Source organism: Pseudarthrobacter sp. TE3704, from assembly GCF_056279405.1.
This window is the reverse complement of the sequence record NZ_JBWCCJ010000001.1, coordinates 373,372-392,142: the sequence shown is the minus strand read 5'-3', so window position 1 is coordinate 392,142 and position 18,771 is coordinate 373,372. Positions and strand designations below refer to the sequence as shown.

At 62.9% G+C, this 18,771-nt stretch carries 21 protein-coding genes; 8 read left to right on the top strand and 13 right to left on the bottom strand.

The annotated features are described in order from the left end of the window. Nucleotide 1: 1 nt before the first annotated feature. From ACZ9BC_RS01895 to ACZ9BC_RS01875, 5 genes are all read right to left on the bottom strand, one after another. Nucleotides 2-913, bottom strand: a complete 912-nt coding sequence (locus tag ACZ9BC_RS01895) for an NAD(P)-dependent oxidoreductase (RefSeq protein WP_476244480.1) — start codon at nt 911-913, stop codon at nt 2-4. A 28-nt stretch (nt 914-941) separates the two neighbouring features. Further along, nucleotides 942-2,219, bottom strand: coding sequence for a TRAP transporter large permease (locus ACZ9BC_RS01890; RefSeq protein WP_079598186.1), 1,278 nt, complete (start codon nt 2,217-2,219; stop codon nt 942-944). Continuing rightward, nucleotides 2,216-2,797 carry a TRAP transporter small permease gene (locus tag ACZ9BC_RS01885; RefSeq protein ID WP_476244479.1) on the bottom strand — a complete coding sequence of 194 codons (582 nt, stop codon included), beginning with the start codon at nt 2,795-2,797 and terminating at the stop codon, nt 2,216-2,218. The genes ACZ9BC_RS01890 and ACZ9BC_RS01885 overlap by 4 nt, the downstream gene beginning before the upstream one ends. A gap of 31 nt (nt 2,798-2,828) precedes the next feature. Continuing rightward, nucleotides 2,829-3,854 carry a DctP family TRAP transporter solute-binding subunit gene (locus tag ACZ9BC_RS01880; protein ID WP_079598188.1) on the bottom strand — a complete coding sequence of 342 codons (1,026 nt, stop codon included), beginning with the start codon at nt 3,852-3,854 and terminating at the stop codon, nt 2,829-2,831. A 250-nt stretch (nt 3,855-4,104) separates the two neighbouring features. Next, nucleotides 4,105-5,133 (bottom strand): LacI family DNA-binding transcriptional regulator, encoded by a 1,029-nt coding sequence (locus ACZ9BC_RS01875; protein ID WP_275728360.1) that lies wholly within the window; start codon nt 5,131-5,133, stop codon nt 4,105-4,107. Between the two features lie 259 nt (nt 5,134-5,392). On the opposite strand from ACZ9BC_RS01875, the gene ACZ9BC_RS01870 reads away from it, so the two are divergent. The 4 genes from ACZ9BC_RS01870 to ACZ9BC_RS01855 all read left to right on the top strand — a co-directional run bounded on the left by ACZ9BC_RS01870 (nt 5,393) and on the right by ACZ9BC_RS01855 (nt 8,991). Continuing rightward, nucleotides 5,393-6,742: an NAD(P)H-dependent oxidoreductase gene (locus tag ACZ9BC_RS01870; protein ID WP_115524971.1), complete on the top strand. Its 1,350-nt coding sequence runs from the start codon at nt 5,393-5,395 to the stop codon at nt 6,740-6,742. Nucleotides 6,743-6,949: 207 nt separating this feature from the next. Next, entirely contained in the window at nt 6,950-7,261 is a 312-nt protein-coding gene (locus ACZ9BC_RS01865; protein WP_079598191.1) for a putative quinol monooxygenase, read from the top strand. Then, nucleotides 7,261-7,797, top strand: coding sequence for a gluconokinase (locus ACZ9BC_RS01860; protein ID WP_476244478.1), 537 nt, complete (start codon nt 7,261-7,263; stop codon nt 7,795-7,797). The genes ACZ9BC_RS01865 and ACZ9BC_RS01860 overlap by 1 nt, the downstream gene beginning before the upstream one ends. Before the next feature lie 102 nt (nt 7,798-7,899). Then, nucleotides 7,900-8,991, top strand: coding sequence for an SDR family oxidoreductase (locus ACZ9BC_RS01855; protein WP_476244477.1), 1,092 nt, complete (start codon nt 7,900-7,902; stop codon nt 8,989-8,991). Between the two features lie 91 nt (nt 8,992-9,082). Here ACZ9BC_RS01855 and ACZ9BC_RS01850 read toward each other — a convergent pair whose 3' ends face one another. The 7 genes from ACZ9BC_RS01850 to ACZ9BC_RS01820 all read right to left on the bottom strand — a co-directional run bounded on the left by ACZ9BC_RS01850 (nt 9,083) and on the right by ACZ9BC_RS01820 (nt 14,249). Continuing rightward, a complete protein-coding gene (locus tag ACZ9BC_RS01850; protein WP_476244476.1) occupies nt 9,083-10,207 on the bottom strand; it encodes a glutamate--cysteine ligase in 1,125 nt (374 codons plus the stop codon). A gap of 253 nt (nt 10,208-10,460) precedes the next feature. Then, entirely contained in the window at nt 10,461-11,243 is a 783-nt protein-coding gene (locus ACZ9BC_RS01845; protein WP_476244475.1) for a DUF2382 domain-containing protein, read from the bottom strand. A 49-nt stretch (nt 11,244-11,292) separates the two neighbouring features. Next, the gene (locus tag ACZ9BC_RS01840) at nt 11,293-11,754 is read right to left on the bottom strand and encodes a DUF4383 domain-containing protein (protein WP_476244474.1); all 462 of its coding nucleotides are present in this window, start codon (nt 11,752-11,754) and stop codon (nt 11,293-11,295) included. Continuing rightward, nucleotides 11,691-12,254, bottom strand: a complete 564-nt coding sequence (locus tag ACZ9BC_RS01835; RefSeq protein ID WP_476244473.1) for a MarR family winged helix-turn-helix transcriptional regulator — start codon at nt 12,252-12,254, stop codon at nt 11,691-11,693. The genes ACZ9BC_RS01840 and ACZ9BC_RS01835 overlap by 64 nt, the downstream gene beginning before the upstream one ends. 95 nt (nt 12,255-12,349) lie before the next feature. Further along, entirely contained in the window at nt 12,350-13,012 is a 663-nt protein-coding gene (locus tag ACZ9BC_RS01830) for a DUF3618 domain-containing protein (protein ID WP_476244472.1), read from the bottom strand. Continuing rightward, nucleotides 13,009-13,419, bottom strand: a complete 411-nt coding sequence (locus ACZ9BC_RS01825; RefSeq protein WP_275726975.1) for a phage holin family protein — start codon at nt 13,417-13,419, stop codon at nt 13,009-13,011. Before ACZ9BC_RS01825 ends, ACZ9BC_RS01830 begins: the two co-directional genes overlap by 4 nt. Nucleotides 13,420-13,436: 17 nt before the next feature. Continuing rightward, a complete protein-coding gene (locus tag ACZ9BC_RS01820) occupies nt 13,437-14,249 on the bottom strand; it encodes a hypothetical protein (protein WP_476244471.1) in 813 nt (270 codons plus the stop codon). 614 nt (nt 14,250-14,863) lie between these two features. Between ACZ9BC_RS01820 and ACZ9BC_RS01815 the strand changes: the two genes are divergently transcribed. Both ACZ9BC_RS01815 and ACZ9BC_RS01810 read left to right on the top strand, forming a co-directional pair. Next, on the top strand, nt 14,864-15,406 hold the full coding sequence (locus tag ACZ9BC_RS01815; protein WP_476244470.1) for a GAF domain-containing protein: 543 nt from the start codon (nt 14,864-14,866) through the stop codon (nt 15,404-15,406). A gap of 70 nt (nt 15,407-15,476) precedes the next feature. Then, complete coding sequence (locus tag ACZ9BC_RS01810) at nt 15,477-16,205, top strand: GAF and ANTAR domain-containing protein (protein WP_476244469.1); 729 nt, start codon at nt 15,477-15,479, stop codon at nt 16,203-16,205. Between the two features lie 35 nt (nt 16,206-16,240). On the opposite strand, the gene ACZ9BC_RS01805 is transcribed toward ACZ9BC_RS01810, so the two are convergent. Beyond that, nucleotides 16,241-17,254 (bottom strand): LacI family DNA-binding transcriptional regulator, encoded by a 1,014-nt coding sequence (locus tag ACZ9BC_RS01805; protein WP_476244826.1) that lies wholly within the window; start codon nt 17,252-17,254, stop codon nt 16,241-16,243. 277 nt (nt 17,255-17,531) lie between these two features. Between ACZ9BC_RS01805 and ACZ9BC_RS01800 the strand changes: the two genes are divergently transcribed. After that, complete coding sequence (locus ACZ9BC_RS01800) at nt 17,532-17,807, top strand: hypothetical protein (RefSeq protein ID WP_476244468.1); 276 nt, start codon at nt 17,532-17,534, stop codon at nt 17,805-17,807. Next, complete coding sequence (locus ACZ9BC_RS01795) at nt 17,755-18,759, top strand: sugar phosphate isomerase/epimerase family protein (RefSeq protein WP_476244467.1); 1,005 nt, start codon at nt 17,755-17,757, stop codon at nt 18,757-18,759. Before ACZ9BC_RS01800 ends, ACZ9BC_RS01795 begins: the two co-directional genes overlap by 53 nt. Nucleotides 18,760-18,771 lie beyond the last annotated feature (12 nt).

The following is an 18,771-nucleotide window of genomic DNA, read 5'->3' as shown; positions in this document are numbered from 1 at the left end:
CTCAGGTCTCAGTGAGAGCGCTGTTGCGTTGAGCAAGGGTCAGGAAGATCCCTGTGTGGTCAAGGCCGCCGTCGCCCCGCGCCACCATATCCTCGAAAAGATCCTTGATTACCGTGCTCAGGGGTAGCTCCAGCTGTGCCGTTCCAGCCGCCCCCAGCACGAAGTTGAGGTCCTTCAGCTGGTTTTGGGCGCTGCCGCCCCCTGTGAAGTCGCCGTCAATCCATCTGTGCCCCTTTTGGCGCAGCACCTCGGAGTCGGCCAGCCCGCCCCGGAGCAGTTCGAGCATCACCGATGGATCGAGTCCCCCGCCGCGCGCGAGAAGCATGGCTTCGGAAACTGCCGTGACCGTGCCGGCGACCACGATTTGGTTGCAGGCCTTGGCGAGGGCGCCCGAACCTCCGGACCCCATGTGCCGGATGGTGCTGCCCATGAACTCGAACGCCGGGGCGACCGAGCGAAGTGCGTCCTCGTCCCCGCCCACCATGATGCTCAGGGTGCCGTTTTCGGCACCCACGGTGCCGCCACTGACAGGGGCGTCCAGGACCCGGACGCCATGTTCGCGAAGCATCCGTTCGCCAAAGGCCGCCACTGCCCCCGGCGAGACGGTCCCGTGCACGACGAGTATGGGCCGGGCAATGCCCCGGGCTGTCCATCCGGCTAACAGGCCCTCTTCTCCCGGAAGCAACGATTCGACGTGGCTTAGGTCCGGCAACACGGTGAGGACGATGTCGGCGGCCGCCTCAAAAGGTGAAGTCGCAACGCGGGCGCCGAGGCCCACCAAGGCTTCGGCCTTCGAAGCAGTCCGGTTCCAGACTGTCAGCTCGCCGTAGCCCTTCAGCAGGCGGCGCGCCATCGGTTCCCCCATCGGCCCTAATCCCATCAGGGCAAGCGCTGGGTGGTCATGTTCAGGCATTGGGATCCTTTAGAGATTAGGGCAGACGTTACTGGTTGGTCAGGAGATCAGACGGCCACAGGATGAGCTGCGGGAAGACGGCCAGCATGACGATGGCAACCACCATGACCACGTAGAGCGGCACCGCGGCCTTCACGATCTTCTCCATCGGCAGCCCGCTGACATAGGACGCCGCGAACAGGCAGACGCCGACAGGCGGCGTGACCAGGCCAACGGCAAGGGCAGCAACGAGGAAGACGACGAAGTGGATGGGATCCACGCCGGAAGACACAGCCGCGGGCATGAGCACCGGTGTGCAAAGCAGGATGGCGGCGACTTTGTCCATCACCGTTCCGATGATGATCAGGATCAGGCCGATCAGCAGCATGACGATGGTGGGGTCGGTGCTGACGCTCAGCAGCCAGCTGCTGACCTTTGCCGGCAGTCCGTCAATGGTGAAGATGTAAGAGGCGACGCCGGCGATCATGGCGATGAGCAGGATGGTGCCGGTGGTGAGGCCAGCGTCCACGATCATTTTGGGCATCTGGCGCCACTTCATGTCCCGGTAGACGTAGATGCCCACCAACAGGCTGTAGAAGACGGCGACGGCGGCAGCCTCCGTGGGCGTGACGAGCCCGCTGAACATGCCCACCAGGATGATCACCGGGCCGCCCATGGCCGGGATTCCCCCGAGGACGATCCTCAGGCCCTTCTTGAAAGGCGTCCTTGAGACCTCGCCGTAACCGTGGCGTGCCGACAGGAAGAAATTCACAAGCATCAGGACGAGGATCAGGACAATGGACGGTCCAAATCCGCCCGCGAGTGCCGCGCCTACCGACACGTTCGCGGTCGAGGCGGCGATGATCATGAGGATGCTCGGCGGTATCAGTGAGGACAGGGTAGCGGTGACCATGGTCATCGCGGCCGCATAGGGCCGCGGGTACTTATGGTCAGTCATGGCCTTGATCTCGATCTTGCCAAGGCTGACAATGTCGGCAACCGAGGAACCGGAGATGCCGCCGAAGATTGCGCTCGATGCGATGTTCACTTGGCCAAGGCCGCCACGGAAGCGGCCGAAGATGACTTCGGCGCCACGGAAGATGCGGTCTGAAATACCCCCTCCGGCCATGAGGTTGCCGGCCAGGACGAACAAGGGGACGGCAACCAGCAGGAAGCTGTTCATGGAGCTCATCATTGACTGCGGCAACAGGTCGAGGGGGATGTCGAAGATCAGCAGCGTGGCGATGACGCCGATGCCGAGTGAGACTGAGAGCGGAACGCCCAGCAGCAGCAGGAGGAGGAAAATGCCCAGCAGGGTCAGGCTCATGCGATCATCTCTCCTTTGAGGATCCGCTTACGCATATAGGGGGAGAAGTAGACGGTGGTGATATGGGCGACGATTGCGAGTGCCGCGCCAATTACAAGGGGAAGTGTTACCAGGAACATTTTGAGTCCCAGGGCAGGACTGGACTCTCCGGCGGCGTACTGCTGCAGCATCAGTTCCACCGTCTTGTAAAGCAGGACACTGAAGAACACGGTCCCGCAGATGGCGTAGAGATGCATGCTGACTTGCTTAAGCCAGGCTGGTCCCCACGCCACCGCGAAGTTCACGCGCGGGTGCACGGCGGCCCGGAAGCCGGCTGCCATCCCCAGGAAGGTGGTGTCCATGAACAGGAAACGGGTCAGTTCCTCGGTCCATGGCAGCGAGGCTCCCATCTGCCGGCTGACCATCTGGGCCGCAAGGCTAAGCAGCATCGCGCAGATTCCGACGAAGAGGAGAGCATCCACGGCCTTCCAGATCAGACCATGAGGTTCCGGGACTTCGCCTGCCGGAACCACCGTGATGCCATCTTCGGCCGTCTGGTGTTCGGCCCCACGGGTTGGGGTGGTTCCTTCATCATGCATTGCACTCGTCTCCTGCACTGGACCCGTCACCTTACCGTCCAAGGAATTCAAGGCTTGACTGTACGAATTCCTTGCCCACCTTGCCTTCAAGCTCGGGGTAGACCTTCTGCGCTGCCGCCTGGAACTTTTCCCGGGCTTCAGGCGTCAGTTCGTTGATCTTCACGCCTTCGCCTTTCAGCTTCTCAAGGGTTTTGGCGGCTTCGTCGGTGTCGTACTTCGTCTTGAAGTCAGCGGTGTCGTCTGCAGCTTCCTGCAGGACCTTCCGGGTATCCTCATCGAACGAGTCCCACTTCTTCTTGCTGAACCCAAGGACGAGGCCGTCCGAGATGTGGCCGGTCAGGGAGAGGTAGTCCTGGACTTCGAAGAACTTGTTGTTCACGGGAACTTCCAGGGGGTTTTCCTGGCCGTCGATAGTGCCGAGCTGCAGGGCGGTGTAAACCTCTTTGAAGTCCATCGGCGTCGGGTTGGCGCCCACTGAGCCAAAGAACTTCACCCAGAGGTCATTCTGCGGTACCCGGAGCTTCAGGTCCTTGAAGTCCTCGGGCTGGGTAATGGGGCGCACCGAGTTGGTGGTGTGCCGGGGAGTACGGGTCAGCATGGACACGCCCTTGATACCCAGCTTGTCCAGTGAGCCCAGCAGTTCCTTGCCTGGCTCGCCTTCAAAGTACTTGGTGACCTCCTCCGAGTCCTTGAAAAGGTAGGGAAGGCTGACGGCATTCATCTTCGGCTCGAAGGACGCGTATACGGAAGTCGACATGATGGTCGAGTCCAGCGTGCCATTTCCAAGCAGGTTGACGGCGGCGTTCTGGTCCCCGCCAAAAAGGGTGCCATCGGGGAACGTCTCGACCTTGACCTTGCCGTCGCTCAGCTCGGCAACCTTGTCGGCGAAGTGCTTTGCGGAGACGCCCATGGAAGAGGTTGCCGGGTCACCGAGGCCGAGGCGCACGGTGGTGCTGGCGCCGGCACCACCGGCCCCGCCCCCGCCGCAACCGCTGAGGACAGTACTGACGGTGAGTGCAACGGCCACAGCTGCGGCGGCCAGGATGCGCTTTGGCATCTGATTCTCCTTTGAATACTTGCTGGTCCCTGGCCTGTACGGACAGGGGTACTGATGCTTTGATGGCGGTGGTTAAGGCGTCCTGGGCTGTGCGGTATGGGCGAGAACGGCTGCTCTCGCTGCTTTCTTGTGCGTGCAGGTACACGCCTACAGAACAGGATGGAAGATCACCTTCCGAAGTGGAACCGGTACACTTTTGTACCACGGGCTGGCGCGGGTGTAAACCGCAGGAGCAGATGACAGCCTGGAATTACTTCGAGAATTGCAGCCGGGCAACGCTGGACCGTTCGACCAGTTCGGCGGCTACGCGTATGACGTTGGGTTTTCCCGACGCCTTGCCCTGCGTGTTGGACAAAGCGAGTTGCACGGAGTGCCGGGCGAGCAGATCTATGGGCTGCCTGACGATTGTCAGGGCCGGGGTCATGAGTTCGGTCCAGGGTGAGTCTTCGAAAACGATGACGGATAGGGTGCGGGGAATGTCGATTCCGGCGTGGGATAGGCGCCGCAGAACTTCGGTTACCTGGGCGGTGTTTGCCACCACCAATGCGGTGGGCGGCTCCTCGATGCCGAGGAGCGCCGACGCAGCATCTCCTCCCGCCGGCCCGCGGAACGCGGCGTGCCGGATGAGGAGCTCATCCTGCTCCAGGCCGGCTGTTTCCAGGGCTTGCCGATAGCCGGCGATCCGGTCCCTTCCGGTGGTGGAGGCAGCCGGCCCGGAGATAATCCCGATTCGGCGGTGACCGTGCGCGGCGAGCAGTGCCGTAGCAGCCCGGGCGGATTCGAAGTTGTCGATGCTCACCACGTCTACTTCAGGGAGCGAAGGTATTGATCTATCGACAAACACCACATCAGTCCCAAGGTCCTGAAGCTGCTTCCAGATTGCCAGGTTGTTGCCGGTCGGGGTCGCGATAATCCCGCTGACCCTGCGTTCGATCAGTGTCGCCAGACGCTCTGATTCCAGCTGGTCATCCTCCTGCGTGGTCATCAGCAGCACCTGGATTCCGCGGGCGTGCGCCTCCTGCACCACCTGGTCGGCCAGTCGGGCGAAAAATGGGTTGGAGACGTCGGCGAGGAGCAGCCCCAGCGTGGTAGGCGGGCCATACTTTAGCTCCCTGGCCGCCGTGCGGGGATGGTAGCCCAAGTCCTTCATCACGCCGTTGACCCTGGCGCGGGTAGCTGCAGCGACTGGACCTGAGCCCGGATTCAGCACCCGCGAGACAACTGCAACGGACACCCCGGCCGCCTGGGCAACATCGCGGATGGTCGGTTGTTTCTGCACGCCTACTCCTTTGTCTGGCACTTCCTGGACATCCGGGAACCTTTTTTAGCCTAGGGCTTGACCTCAGGCCTACGCCTGTGACATAAAAGTGTACCGGTTCCACTTATTTTACCTTAGTTCGATCCCGCTTGGACTGCAGAGCCCCACTACCAATGGCGGCGAGCCGCACGGTGATAAGTAGAGCCCCACAATCTGCGGTTGATCCCAGACCAGCCCGCATCCCTTCCGGAACAGCGCCGTATCCCTTGAAAGGCAACTCATGAATCTGCACCATCTCCTGACCCAGCGCGAGGCCGACGGAAAGCCCATCCGGGTCGGCCTGATCGGCGCCGGACGCTACGGGACGATGTACCTGGCCCAGGCAAACAACATCCCGGGCATCCACGTCGTCGCCATCGCAGACATCAACGTCAAACGCGCTGAAGGTGCTTTCGAACTCGTTGGATGGCCCAAAGACCAGATCGCCCCCGACATCGCAACCGCCCTGAGGGACCGCTCAACCGCGATCGTGGCCAACGCCGACGAGCTTTTCGACGTCGACATCGACATCATCGTGGAAGCCACCGGCAACCCCATCGTTGGCGTCAAGCACGCACTGCGCGCCATCGAAACGAAAAAGCACATCATCATGGTCACGGTTGAAGCCGACGCCTTGGCAGGGCCCGCTCTTGCCAAGCGGGCAGAAGCAGCCGGCGTTGTCTACTCAATGGCATACGGCGACCAGCCGGCCCTCATCATGGAACTCGTCGACTGGGCCCGCACCAGCGGCTTCGACGTCGTCTGCGCCGGCAAGGGTGCCAAATTCCTCGAGCACTACCACGAGATGAACCCCGACAACGTCTGGGAAAACTGGGAATTCTCCAAGGAACTCACCGACTCCGGGCAGCTGAACCCGAACATGCACACCTCCTTCCGCGACGGCACCAAGGCCGCCATCGAAATGGCCGCCGTCGCCAACGGCGCAGGACTGGTCCCCTCCGACACCGGGCTGACGTTCACGCCCGGAGACGTTGAGGAAATTGCCTCAATCTGCCGCCCCGCCGATGTCGGAGGAGCCCTCGCACACGAAGGGACCGTCGACGTCATGTCCAGCGTCAACCGCGACGGCACCTGGATCCCCCACAACACCCAGGAAGGCGTCTTCGTCGTCGTGAAGGCCACGAACGCGTACGTCTCCGGCTGCTTCAACGAATACCCCTGGCACCCGGACCCCACCGGCCAGTACGCCGCCCTGTACCGCCCCTACCACTACGTCGGCCTGGAACTGAATGTATCCATCGCCAACGCCGTGCTCCGCGGAATTTCCACGGGTTCACCCATCGGGTTCTTCGGCGACGTCGTTGCCACCGCCAAGAAAGACCTCAAAGCCGGCGAATTCCTCGACGGCGAAGGCGGATACACCGTCTGGGGCCAGCTCGTTTCGGCGAAGCACTCCGTAACTACCGGTGCACTGCCGGTCGCACTGGCCCACCACGTGGAACTGCGCAATGACGTCGCCAAGGGCGGGATCGTCCGCTGGGATGACGTCATCATGGACGACTCCCTGGCCCAGGCCCTCGAACTGCGCCGGGAAACCGAAGCCCTTGCCCTTGAGGCAGTGTCGAAGTAGCTGGCAAGCGGGGATTCCACAATGGGCTGAACCTAGCATCCACTGAAAGTTCGGCCCCTGGAAACCTCGCCGCTCTCAGCTAAGTCTGACGAACACCCTGCGGATGTTCGGCGCGGACCGACGGACTCTACCCGTCGGTCCGCGCCGCGCCCCCAAGGACCCTCCCACGCCCCTCAAGGGCACCCTTAAAGCGAGGAGAACCCCAGCATGACCATCGTCGTCACTGCAGCTTTTAGCCCGAAGGAAGGCGCCTTCGACCAGGTCGTCGCCGCCCTCTCCCCCGCAATCAGCGAAGTCCACCAGGAACCCGGCTGCCTGCTCTACGCGATCCATGAAGCCCCCAACAACCAGATCCTCATGATTGAGAAATGGGAATCAGCTGCGCTGCTGGACGCCCATGGCGAAGGTGAACCGGTCAAACGCCTGAACGCCTCCCTCGAAGGCCTGCTGGAAAAGCCTGTCGTAGTGACCCGGATGGTTCCGATCCCCGCAGGAACAGCACAACAGGGAGCGCTGTAGTGCACAGCCCTCTTGTCGTCATGGGCGTGTGTGGTGCAGGCAAGACGGTGGTCGGCGCTGCCCTCGCGGCCCGGCTCGGAGCAACCTTCAAGGACGCTGACGACCTGCACCCCTTGCCGAACGTCGAAAAAATGACAGCTGGCATACCGCTCACCGATGAAGACAGATGGCCATGGCTTCGCCTGGTCGGCGAAGAACTCGCGGCCGAACACCCCCAGGGGATCGTGGTTGCCTGTTCGGCCCTCAAACGCGCCTACCGTGACGCTATCCGCGCAGCCGCTCCTTCCACCAGGTTCATCCTCTTAAAGGTCGACCCTTCGGTACTGAAGGAGCGGATGGTCCAGCGCCCAGGACACTTCATGCCTCAATCCCTCCTCACCTCACAGCTGGAGACACTCGAAGCCCTGGAAACAGCCGAAGCCGGAATGACAGTGACATCCGAAGGCGGCATCGAAGCACTCACCGATCAGATCCTCGCAAACCTGCGCCAACTACCTCCCGCAGTACCGGCCGGTACCGATCAGAACGGAAGATGAGTTTCTAACCCGACGCCTCCGAGCGTCTTGGCACGTGCAGGAATATCTTCTCAGGGCCCGGGCTTGTCCCAAGTGGCAGGAGCAGCACATATGAGGAGGACCATGATTACCGGTACAGAATCAACATCAGGTGCTCGGCGTACAGCTTTGGTGGTAGGAGCCACCGGCATCGCGGGATCCGCGTTGGTGGACATTTTGACGGGCGAGGGCTGGGACGTTCTTGCCTTGTCCCGCCGGCCCGGAGCGGAGCGCGCCGGGGTTCGGTGGCTTTCGGCGGATCTGACCTCGGCCGCAGCCTTGGCCAATGTGCTTGAGCCGGAGAATCCGTCGCACGTTTTTTTCACAGCATGGTCGCGCCGTGCCACCGAGGAGGAGAACATCAGGGTCAACGCCGGCATGATGCGTGACCTGCTCGCCGCACTCCGCGGCAAAGACGTGGCCCACGTTGCCCTGATGACCGGCCTAAAGCATTACCTCGGACCCTTTGAGGCCTACGCGGCAGGAGAAATGGCCGACACGCCTTTCCACGAGGAGGAGCCCCGCCTGCCGGTGGCGAACTTTTACTACGCGCAGGAGGATGAGCTCTGGGCCGCATCGGCCGAGCAGGGGTTCACCTGGTCAGTGCACCGCGCGCACACGGTCATCGGGCATGCGGTGGGCAACGCCATGAACATGGGACTTACGCTCGCCGCCCAGGCCACCCTTTGCAGGGAGAGCGGGGAGCCGTTCGTCTTTCCCGGGTCCGAAATGCAGTGGAACGGCCTGACTGACATGACGGACGCAGGTCTGCTCGCAGAGCACATGCTCTGGGCATCCACGACGCCTCAAGCCGCGAACGAGGCCTTCAACATCGTCAACGGCGATGTGTTCCGCTGGCGATGGATGTGGCCGAAACTCGCAGCCTACTTCGGCGTGGAATGGGAGGGGTACCAGGGTGAGCCCCGGCCTCTCGAGCAGTCCATGGCAGGGCGGGAAAACCAGTGGAGGGAACTTGCCCGGCGCCATGACCTCAGCGAGCCGGACCTGGACCGCGTCGCTTCCTGGTGGCACACCGACGGCGACCTGGGCCGCAACATCGAGGTAGTGACAGACATGGGCAAAAGCCGGGACGCCGGGTTCACCGGCTATCGCCGGACACTGGATTCCTTCACCACACTCTTTAACCGCTACCGTGCGGAGAACCTCATCCCCTGATCGGTGCGCTACCTGCGACCGGTGCCGGACGAGGAAACAGGAGTAGCAGTCACGAGTCGGCTGCTATTGCTGAGTCTCGTCCTCAGACGAGTCAGAGGGTCAACCTGCTGATGTTTATTGCCGCGCGCAGTGGGGTCACCGGAAGGCAGGTGAAGTGAACGGCATCGACGACCACATCGCGTGTGCTGGCGCCACGCCCGTAGGAGTCCCGCTGCACGGCCGCACCGGTCCCCCGGCTCAGGACTTGGAACAGCAGGAACTCGACGGTGTTGAACTCTCCCTGTTCCTCGAGCACCGGCCGGAGGTGGTCCAGCAGCGCCGTGACCACCTCAAAGGCGACCCGGGGCTTTCCTGTTATCGGGTCGGCCAGCTCACCCTGCAGTCCGTAACGGCTGGCCTGCCAGGACGCGAGTTGCAGTTGGGTAGCCGAAGTGGGGAATGGACTGACGCCGTCGCGCCACTGCCGTGCCGCGGTTTCCGCCAACCCGCGGACCAGGGCCGCCAGCAGGACGGTGTCGTCAGCAAACAGGCACACGTCGGCGACCCGGACCTCTACGGTCGGGTGCTTGTGGCTGAGTCGTGCGTCCAAGTACAGGTTGGCTTTGTCCAAGGGCACGCCGGAGCTGAGGATCTGCCCGATTTCACGGTGGTACGCAGCAGCGGAGCCGTAAATGCCAGCCGCTCCGGTGGTGGGCCAGCGGCTCCAAGCCTGCCAGCGGTAACTCGCATAGCTTGAGTCCACCCCGTTCCAATACGGTGAGTTGGCACTGATGGCCAGCAGGACGGGCAGCCAAATCCGGATACGGTCCAAGATGGCGACGCCTTCTTCTTCGGACTCGATCTCCACGTGCACGTGGCAGCCTCGTGTTAGCTGTTCAACAGCGGTAAGCCCGAACCTTTCCATCAGCTGGGCACATCGTTCACCCGGGGCGATGGTGGACTCGACCGGCAGCGCCGAAGTTGCCAACGCAACCGCCCGCGCTCCTGCCCGCCTGGCCGCAGAGTCGGCGCTCTTCCGCCCGGCGGTAATGTCATCGGCGATTTCGGCGAGGGTAACCCGCGGCAGGGTACAGGTTTCGATCTGTTCCTGTTTCATTTCGCTGGTTAGGCGGGGAAAGTCGGTGAGCTGTTCCAGGACTTCGCCCAGCGGCAGGGGCTTCCCGCTCTCGCCGTCGACAATCAGGAACTCCTCCTCAACACCCATCCTGCGCGTCATCGCAACCCGCCAAGGACGTGAAGATCCCCCGTGTGCATCCACTTAGCTGCTCGGACACCACCGTTCTTCCGGATAACGTAAGCCACTGAGCTCCTCGGCATAGGTCCGCGGGTTGCTTGCTCAACCCGCCCCATTTTCACACACGAAGTGGCGCGGAGGACCCTGGAAAAGACCATGGCCCGCCCCCCAACGGAAAGCGGACCATGGCGGTCTCATCGACGGTCCCGGATGTTCTCCGGATGGGTGCCGGCTGTTAGCGGTTGGTGCGGCCGTCGTCGTCGAGGTCGATGTTTTCCTTGCGGACCTCTTCGGTCACGGTGTGCTCGTCGGTCACCGTTTCCTTGTCCAGGCGGACGCGTTCGACGGGGACGGCTTCCTTTTCCACCACGGGGCGTTCCTCATGGAGGATGACCTCGTGTTCTTCTTCGCTGATGGCAGGGCCGTCCAGAGCGGCGCCCCTGTTGGCGTCGGTGATGGGCTCGCGTTCCAGGCGGACCTCTTCGCGCTGGACCGGGACGGTGGTGGTGACGTTCTCGGTGACCACGTACTTGCGCAGCCGCACACGGCCAGCCTCTTCCTTCCGGGTGCCGACGTGCAGTTGCTCCTCAGACCGGGTCATCGCCTCGTCCGTGGTGGGTCCTGAAGTGTCGTGACCCACCGTGCCGCGGCCTACGGCTGCGGCCTCAGCGGTGTTCGCGTCACCCTCACGGCTAAATCCGTTGGAGAGACCATAGTAGGTGTAGAGCTCGTCTTCCTCGGCGGGTTCCAGATGCCCGTCAGGGGCGACACGGGGCGCGTCCTTGACCTTGTCCTTGGTGTGGGCGACGACGATGTCGTTGCCGTCCTGCGAAGCGGAGCCCAGCGGGGCGAAGGACTCATGGGTTCCGAAGAGCCCGGTCTTGACCGTGACCCACGTGGGATCTGAGGTCTGGTCATCAACGTAGATCTGCCCGATGGATCCGATTTTGGTTCCGTCGGAACCGATGACATTGCCGCCGGCGGTGGTCAGTGCAGAAAGGTTTTCAGTGTTTAGCACGATGTTCTCCTTCTAATGCTGTTGATGAATGCGGCGTGGGGCGCGCGGGTTAGCGGTGGGTGGATCCGGTGGTGCGTGTGGTGCTGCGGGAGAGCAGGATGGCCAGGGCGATCATGGCGATGCCGAGGACGAAGTGCAGCCAGTTATCCGCGGTGTTGACCGGAACGAAGTTGGCGGGGGTGTCGTGGCCGATGATGAGGCCGTACAGCCACAGGATGAGGTAGATCACGCCGCCGTAGAGCAGGTAGCTGCGGGCCTGTGTGTTGGTGCGGGACATCAGGATCCCGGCGACACCGAAGAGCAGGTGGACGATGTTGTGCAGGATCGAGACCTGGAAGATGCCCAGCAGGAGCGCTTCGGAGCCGTGTCCGGCGAAGGAGAGCGCTTCGTAGTTGCTGGTGATGCCCGGGATGAAGCCGAGGACTCCGACCAGCAGGAAAACGGCGCCTACTGCCTGGGCTGCTTTTTGAACGGTGGTTTTGGGTCCGGTGGTGCGGTTGGTTGTCGCCATGTGGTTGCTCCTGTCGTGGTGGAATTCTTCTTTTGCCGATCGATGTTTGTGTGCCGGGCGGCGGTGGTCCGCTCAGAGTTCCGGAGGCGCAGGATGTGTTTTTCCAGCTGTCGGCGGAACAACGCATCCTCAGGCGCTTCCGCTTCCGTGCCCTCATGAATGAGTTCCCCGGCTGCGGAAAGGACAGCCCGGCCTTCCGCGGTGAGGCGGATGTCGGCGCTCCGGCCGTCCCTACCCGGTTCCTTGGTCAGGAATCCGAGGTTTTGAAGCCGCCGCAGCACCTTGCCCAGGCTTTGCCTGCTCACGCAGAGCATTTCGGCCAGCTCCGTCGCCGTTGTTGATTCCAGTTCCGCCGTTGTCTCGAGTGCGTCCAGCGATCCTGTGGTCAGTCCGAGCTTGGCCAACCGTCGGTTGAGCCGCCGCTCATCGAGTCGGGCAGCGATGCTGACGAGCTTGTGGGTGGCCCATTGCTCCGGAACAGTGCCCGGCTGTGCCTTCATGTGCCGCGGACCGCCGGCAGCGGGTGATTGCTGGTCGGGGTCCGGCGGCCTCCCCGCTGGGTCACGGGGAGGCTTTCGGACCTGGTCCCGGCCGCTCATGTGTTCTGGACGTTGTCCTTGGCGTCGGTGGCGCGGTCTTTGACGTCGGTGGCGGCGTGCTGGCCTTCGGCTTTGACGTTCTGGGCTGCGTCGGTGGCGGTGGCCTTGACGTTTTCCATGGCTTCCTGGGCCGGTTCCTTGAGGTCCTGGACCATGTCCTTGGCGGCGTCGGTGACCTGGGTGGCCAGAGGCTGCGCGGCGGTCTTGAGCTGGTCGGCCGCTTCGCGTTCCTTCTGGCTGGCCGGGATCAGGGACGAGACGAGCATCCCGGCGCCGAACGCGATCAGGCCTGCGGCCAGGGGGTTGCCCTGGGTTTTGGCTTTGACCTGGTCCGGTGCGTGGGAGATCGCGGTGCCGGCGTCGCTGAGTTTGGCCGCGGCGTTGTCCTTGGCCCCGTGGAGGGTGTCGCCGGTGCTGTGCAGGGCGTTGCCGGTGTGTTCGGTGCCGGTGTGGACCCTGTCCTGGACCCGGGTGGTGGCGGTGTCTGCTGCTCCCATGATCTTCTCCTTAACCCCGCTGACGGCGTCTTTGACCTTGTCGGTCTGGCGGTGGACGATGTTGGACGGGGTGACCTTGTCCGCGACGGCGTCCACGTTGGTGCCCAGGCGCGCGCGGGTGGCTTCAATGTCTTGGCGGATTGCGTCCGGGTTATCGCTCATCGGTTTACCTCACCTGGTTTTAGGGTTGGGGGAATTTCGGACAGTGTTTCGCCGGTCTGGGGCATGCCCTTGATCTGCTTGAGTTCCTTGCGCCCGATCGAGGCCAGGACCGCGGCGATGATGCCCCAGATCACGGCGACGATCACGGCGGCCCAGCCCAGCGGCATCAGGGCGCCCAGGGCGAACATCAGCGCCAGGGACAGGAAGACCAGGACGAAGTGTCCGGCCACGCCAGCCCCGCCGAGCATCCCGGCGCCCTTCCCGGCCTTCGTGGCAGACTGCTTGGCTTCGGCCTTCGCGAGCTCCACTTCCTGACGCATCAGGGTAGACAGGTCCCGGGTCACATCACCCAGCAACTCACCCAGCGACGCGTTATCCGCCTTCTGATGCGCCTCACTCGGCGGCATCTCCGGTATCTGACTACTCACAGGTGCCGTCCTTCCTTGGCCTGGTACAGGTCATCTTCGAACCGCAGCGGCGTATCTTCGGCTGTGCCTGACGGCAGGGCCGAGGTGGATACCGGAGCGCCGCCGGCTACAACTGGCTCTTCGTAAAAATCCGTGGCGCTGCCGGATGCAAACACGCTCTCCTGCCGGGCCGGAGCTCCAACCGTCCGCGGGGTTTGCCCTGATGTAAGGGGTCGCTGGCCAGCGGAAGCCTGGGATCCCGGGGCCCCTGCCTGAAGGCCGCGGCCGAGCCTGCCCACGAGGATCCCTGCCCCTGCTGCCAGCAGCAAGAAGGTGCCGGGACGGTTGCGCGCGAACCTCTGGACCTCGCCGAACAGGTCGCCAGGCTCTTTGTTCTCGATCCACGAAGCCACGGATTCACTGCGCTGGGCAGCCTGCCGTATCAGGTCACTGGCGATGCCCTGCTGCTCGGGTGCCTCAGCCATGGTCTGCAGCTGGCTGGAAAGAGTGCGGATACCCTCGGCAGCCTTGTGCTGCTGGGTGCCGGCCTGGTTGGACAGACCAGATTTCGCCTGGGACAGCAGATCCTTGGCGCTGGACTTCGCCTCAGAGGCCACGTGGGCGGCCTCTTCCTTCGCCGTCTGGGCAACGCCCTGCGCGGCGCTGGCGGCATGCCCGGCGACATTGGACGCTTCTTCCTTCGCGACCTGCTTTTTGGATTCGGGGGCGCCTTCGGACGCCTGGGTAACGGAAGGGGTCGTTCCGACGGTCGTAATCTCGGTGTCCTGCGAGGACGACCCCGAAACGTTGGTCCACTGATTTTCAGTCATCATGCTCTCTTTCCGTCAGGTCAGCTGCTGTTGATGCATCAGCACTGACGCAATAGTAAGCATGATTACTAATAAATAGTAAGTACACTTTCTAATTGTTGCTGGGATGGCACCCGTCGTACCGTGAGTGACACTCGCGAAGGCGCGCCCGGCCCCGCTGCCGGCGCGGTGATACCACCCCCGTCCAGGCCAAGAAGAACGCCTTCGACTCCGGTGAATACAACATCGGCAACATGGCGAACTCCCTCACCGATCGCCGCTCCGCTTCCTTGAAGTAGTAAGTACACTTATCACTATGGCTTCTTGCACTACGAAACGCTGGGGCAGCCAGAAGCACTGCCAGATTGGAGGTGGAAGGTATGGATGAAGCGGCGAAGCGGCGGCTGGAACTTGCAGCACTGGTCGTCGACGGTTTGCAACCACAGGTTCTTTGGCCCTCCTATTTCGGCCACGCCCCGTGTTCTGAGTTTGAGTTGCGCGCCTACCTTCATGGCGTCCTTGCCCTTCCCGACTTTGAACATGGGCACGGCACTGACCCGAAGGGGAAGGAGGCCACCGCAAGGCGGCGGCCCCCACAGTCCATTCCGCGCAGATCCGATCAACCGGATGGCGTGGTGAAGAGGTCTGACGAGGATCTCCTGGCTGCGTTGGGAGCGGCGGGCAGGTTCCTTCTTACCCCTGAACGGGCAGAGGAGGAACGGTTGGCATCGTTGCGGGAAACTGACCTCCTCCACACAGGTCCGGAGGAAACCTTTGATCGGGTAGTAAATGCTGCCCGGGAGTACTTCGGCGTTGGCGCTGCCTCACTGTCACTGATCGCGAAGGACGCCCAGTTCTTCAAGTCCGCTATCGGCCCTCTCCGGGAGGAAACCCCACGTCAAATCGCACTGTGCGCAGAGACAGTGAAGCGGGACTCAATGCTGGTCATAAACGACACTCTGACTGACGAGCAATTCGCTTCGAATCCACTCGTCATCGGGGACCCTTACATCCGTTTCTATGCCGGCTATCCCCTGCACGGTCCGCGTGGGTGGAACATTGGGACTTTGTGCGTCATCGACCAGAAACCCAGGACGTTCACTGCATCTGACGAGCTGGTACTTCGGTCCCTCGCAGCCATCGCCCAGAATGACATCGACGCACGGACGTTGCGGTGATGATGTCATACCCGGGACGGGCGCCGGGGGTTGTCCATGACACGGCTCCCGTTTACGTTAAGGCATGCCCATGACCCCTGAACCACGGCCGCCCGTGATGGAGCTTCAGAACCTCCTGATCAGTGCTGAAAGCGTTGAGGACTTTCTCAGTGGTCTGTCGGGTGTCGCCGCCGCCACGTTGAGTGGACGTACCCGGAGCACCATTGACTGCGGCATCACATTCCAGGAGGGAAGCCGCCGCGTTACCGTCGCCGGCAGCAGCCCGCGCGCTGTCCGTCTGGACCAAATTGAGCAGCGCATGGGCCAAGGACCCTGCGTGGAAGCCCTGCGAACCCTTGCCCCGGTGCTCCTGGAAGATGTCGCGAGTGACCCCCGCTGGCCGTCCTACCAGCAGGAACTCGCTTCCCAGAACTGCCGAAGCGTTCTCGGCATGCCCCTGCACATCGGCAGAGATTCCACTGCCGCACTCAATTTCTTTGCCTCCGGCCGGGTCTTCGACGACCAGACGATCAAAGAAACCGCTGCCTTCGCAGGCGCAGCCTCACAAGCTATCCGCCTCGTGCTGAAAATCAAGGACGCCCAAAACACCGTAGGAGAGCTAAGGTCAGCCCTGGAAGGCCAGACACCCGTGAGCATCGCTTGCGGGATACTCATGGCGCAGAACCGTTGCAGCCAGGACGAGGCCATGACCATCCTGACCAACGCGTCGAAGGCCAGCGATAAGACGCTGCAGGACCTCGCAAAAGAAATCGTCACCCACCTCTCCGGAGAAACCCCCGCTACCTTCTTCCAAAGTTGAAGCCCATCAGCGAACGAAGCAGCATCGGCGGAAACTCATCCCTTTGCAGCGCCCGCGGGAGGGGCGGTGGAGTCCCGGACAATCAAGTGCGTGGCAAGCTCGACGCGGTGGGAGTCCAAGACCTCCCCGCGCGCCTGGCGCAGCAGTGATCGAAGTGCCGCGCGGCCCATCTCCTCCATCGGTTGGGCCACGGAGCTGAGTGACGGCACGGATTCCTCACCCTGTTTTGTCCCGTCGAAACCGATGAGGCTGATGTCCTCGGGAACACTGACCCCTCGTCGGCCAGCTTCACTGAGGACGCCCAGTGCAATCGCGTCGCTTCCGGCGAATATTGCCGTTGGCCGCTGGTCCAACTGAAGCAGTGCCTGGAATCCGGCAACGCCGCTCTCCCGGCGGAACCTGCCACCGGACACGATGTACTTGGGGTCCACTGTGACGCCACGGGCCATCAAAGCGGCCATGTAGCCGTGCAGCCGGGCCTGGTTGCATTCGGCCTTTTCTATCCCGCCGATATAGGCGATCCGCCGATGCCCCAGGTCAAGCAGATGTTCCGTCGCGGCCTTGCCGCCGGCCCAGTTGGTTGCCCCGACGCTTACCACATCCGCTGAGGGCGGGTTGAACGGGTCAATGACGACGACGGGAATCTTGCGCCGGCGGAACGCCTGCAGTTGGGCCTCGCTGAAAGCGGACGTCACTACGATCATTCCCGCCCTGCCCTCGTCCAGCATGCGTTGCGCGCGGCGCTCAGGGCTGCGCAGGTTCGAGGGTGACGGGCCGGTGACGCTGACCATGATCTCGACGTCGGCAGCGGCGGCAAACTGCAGGATTCCGTTGAGGACCTCGATCATGTAGGCGGAGTCCAGGACGTCCATGACCACCTCGACAACAGTGCCGGCCTCCACGGCCGAGCGGCGCTGCACCGGGGACCGGTACCCGGCTTGCTCGAGAGCCGCCAGGACACGGGCACGGGTTTCCGGCGCTACGTCATCGCGGCCGTTCACCACCTTCGAAACGGTTGGCGCCGAAACGCCGGCCTGCAGCGCGACCATGGCAAGCGTTGGCTTGGCCTGCTCCGGAATCTTCAGCGATCTCACGGCTTCGCAACCTTTCGAATTTTTCGTGAGCTTCATTCTGCAGAAGCAGCTACCTAACGGTCAAGGGAGGTCCGGGTGTGAGCAGAAAATTTCAGCCCAGCCCTCTTGACCTCAACGGGACAGGCACTTTAGTTTAGAGCGTGATCTAAATCACCCTTTCGAAATGTTTCGAATCGGTGATGCTGGGCTACGGGCCCCGTCTTGCAAAGAAGTAATCCCAGATGGAGAAGCAATGAAGCAGCCCCAGACGTCCCGCCGCTCTTTCCTCGCCCTTGCCGCCCTGACTCCGTTCGCTGTCGCCGCGACCACCGCCTGCGGCGCTTCCGGACCGGGCGCCCCCAGCGCCGGCGGGGGCGCCGGCATGTGGTACCTGTCCGGTGCCGTGGAAGCCAGCGCCGCCAACTCCAGCCAATGGCAAAAGGTCAAGGCATATGACGACAGGACAAGGAACGGCCATGACACGACCAATCACTCTTTTTACCGGCCAGTGGGCCGACCTGCCCTTTGAGGAGGTGGCCCGGCTCGCTGGCGAGTGGGGCTTCGACGGGCTTGAGATCGCCTGCTGGGGCGACCATCTGGACCCGCGCCGCGCCGCCGAGGACGACAACTACCTCCAGGGCCGGCTGGACATCCTGGAGAAGAACCACCTGAAAGTCTTCGCCATCGCCAATCACCTCACCGGCCAGGCCGTGTGCGACGACCCCATCGACGAACGCCACCAGGGCATCCTGTCCGCGGAAATCTGGGGCGACGGTGATGCTGAAGGAGTCCGCCGCCGGGCCGCCGAGTCAATGAAGGACACAGCCCGCGCAGCCGCGTGCCTCGGCGTCAGGACGGTTACAGGCTTTACCGGTTCCTCCATCTGGAAGGCCGTCGCCATGTTCCCGCCCGCCTCCGAGGCAATGATCGACGCCGGCTACCAGGACTTCGCCGACCGCTGGAACCCCATCCTGGACGTTTTCGAGGAGGAGGGTGTCCGCTTCGCACTGGAGGTCCACCCCTCCGAAATCGCCTACGACTACTGGACCGCCAAGCGCACCCTGGAAGCCATTGGGCACCGCAAGAGCTTCGGACTGAACTTCGATCCGTCCCACTTCATCTGGCAGGACCTGGACCCGGTGATGTTCCTGCAGGACTTCGCCGAACACATCCTGCACGTCCATGTGAAGGAATCGGTCCGGCAGCTTGATGGCCGCAACGGCCGCCTGGGCTCCCACCTGGCGTGGGCGGATCCGCGGCGCGGCTGGGACTTTGTCACGGCCGGCCACGGCGACGTCCAGTGGAACCGGATCTTCAGGACCTTGAATGCCATCGGCTACGACGGCCCTACCAGCATTGAATGGGAGGACGCCGGAATGGACAGGCTCATCGGTGCACCGCAGGCGCTGGCCATGGTCCAGGAACTCGCCCGGATTGCCCCGCCCGCAGCGGCCTTCGACGCCGCGTTCGCCAGCCGCTGACCCGAACCTCCT

Bases quoted from the DNA above. Each gene is read 5' to 3' on its own strand.
- ACZ9BC_RS01810 (WP_476244469.1), top strand. From the start codon at position 15,477: ATGACCCCTGAACCACGGCCGCCCGTGATGGAGCTTCAGAACCTCCTG.
- ACZ9BC_RS01895 (WP_476244480.1), bottom strand. From the start codon at position 913: ATGCCTGAACATGACCACCCAGCGCTTGCCCTGATGGGATTAGGGCCG.
- ACZ9BC_RS01830 (WP_476244472.1), bottom strand. From the start codon at position 13,012: ATGAGCGATAACCCGGACGCAATCCGCCAAGACATTGAAGCCACCCGC.
- ACZ9BC_RS01865 (WP_079598191.1), top strand. From the start codon at position 6,950: ATGACCATCGTCGTCACTGCAGCTTTTAGCCCGAAGGAAGGCGCCTTC.
- ACZ9BC_RS01855 (WP_476244477.1), top strand. From the start codon at position 7,900: ATGATTACCGGTACAGAATCAACATCAGGTGCTCGGCGTACAGCTTTG.
- ACZ9BC_RS01870 (WP_115524971.1), top strand. From the start codon at position 5,393: ATGAATCTGCACCATCTCCTGACCCAGCGCGAGGCCGACGGAAAGCCC.
- ACZ9BC_RS01820 (WP_476244471.1), bottom strand. From the start codon at position 14,249: ATGACTGAAAATCAGTGGACCAACGTTTCGGGGTCGTCCTCGCAGGAC.
- ACZ9BC_RS01880 (WP_079598188.1), bottom strand. From the start codon at position 3,854: ATGCCAAAGCGCATCCTGGCCGCCGCAGCTGTGGCCGTTGCACTCACC.
- ACZ9BC_RS01800 (WP_476244468.1), top strand. From the start codon at position 17,532: ATGAAGCAGCCCCAGACGTCCCGCCGCTCTTTCCTCGCCCTTGCCGCC.
- ACZ9BC_RS01795 (WP_476244467.1), top strand. From the start codon at position 17,755: ATGACACGACCAATCACTCTTTTTACCGGCCAGTGGGCCGACCTGCCC.
- ACZ9BC_RS01805 (WP_476244826.1), bottom strand. From the start codon at position 17,254: ATGGTCGCGCTGCAGGCCGGCGTTTCGGCGCCAACCGTTTCGAAGGTG.
- ACZ9BC_RS01835 (WP_476244473.1), bottom strand. From the start codon at position 12,254: ATGAAGGCACAGCCGGGCACTGTTCCGGAGCAATGGGCCACCCACAAG.
- ACZ9BC_RS01890 (WP_079598186.1), bottom strand. From the start codon at position 2,219: ATGAGCCTGACCCTGCTGGGCATTTTCCTCCTCCTGCTGCTGCTGGGC.
- ACZ9BC_RS01885 (WP_476244479.1), bottom strand. From the start codon at position 2,797: ATGCATGATGAAGGAACCACCCCAACCCGTGGGGCCGAACACCAGACG.
- ACZ9BC_RS01850 (WP_476244476.1), bottom strand. From the start codon at position 10,207: ATGACGCGCAGGATGGGTGTTGAGGAGGAGTTCCTGATTGTCGACGGC.
- ACZ9BC_RS01825 (WP_275726975.1), bottom strand. From the start codon at position 13,419: ATGCCGCCGAGTGAGGCGCATCAGAAGGCGGATAACGCGTCGCTGGGT.
- ACZ9BC_RS01840 (WP_476244474.1), bottom strand. From the start codon at position 11,754: ATGGCGACAACCAACCGCACCACCGGACCCAAAACCACCGTTCAAAAA.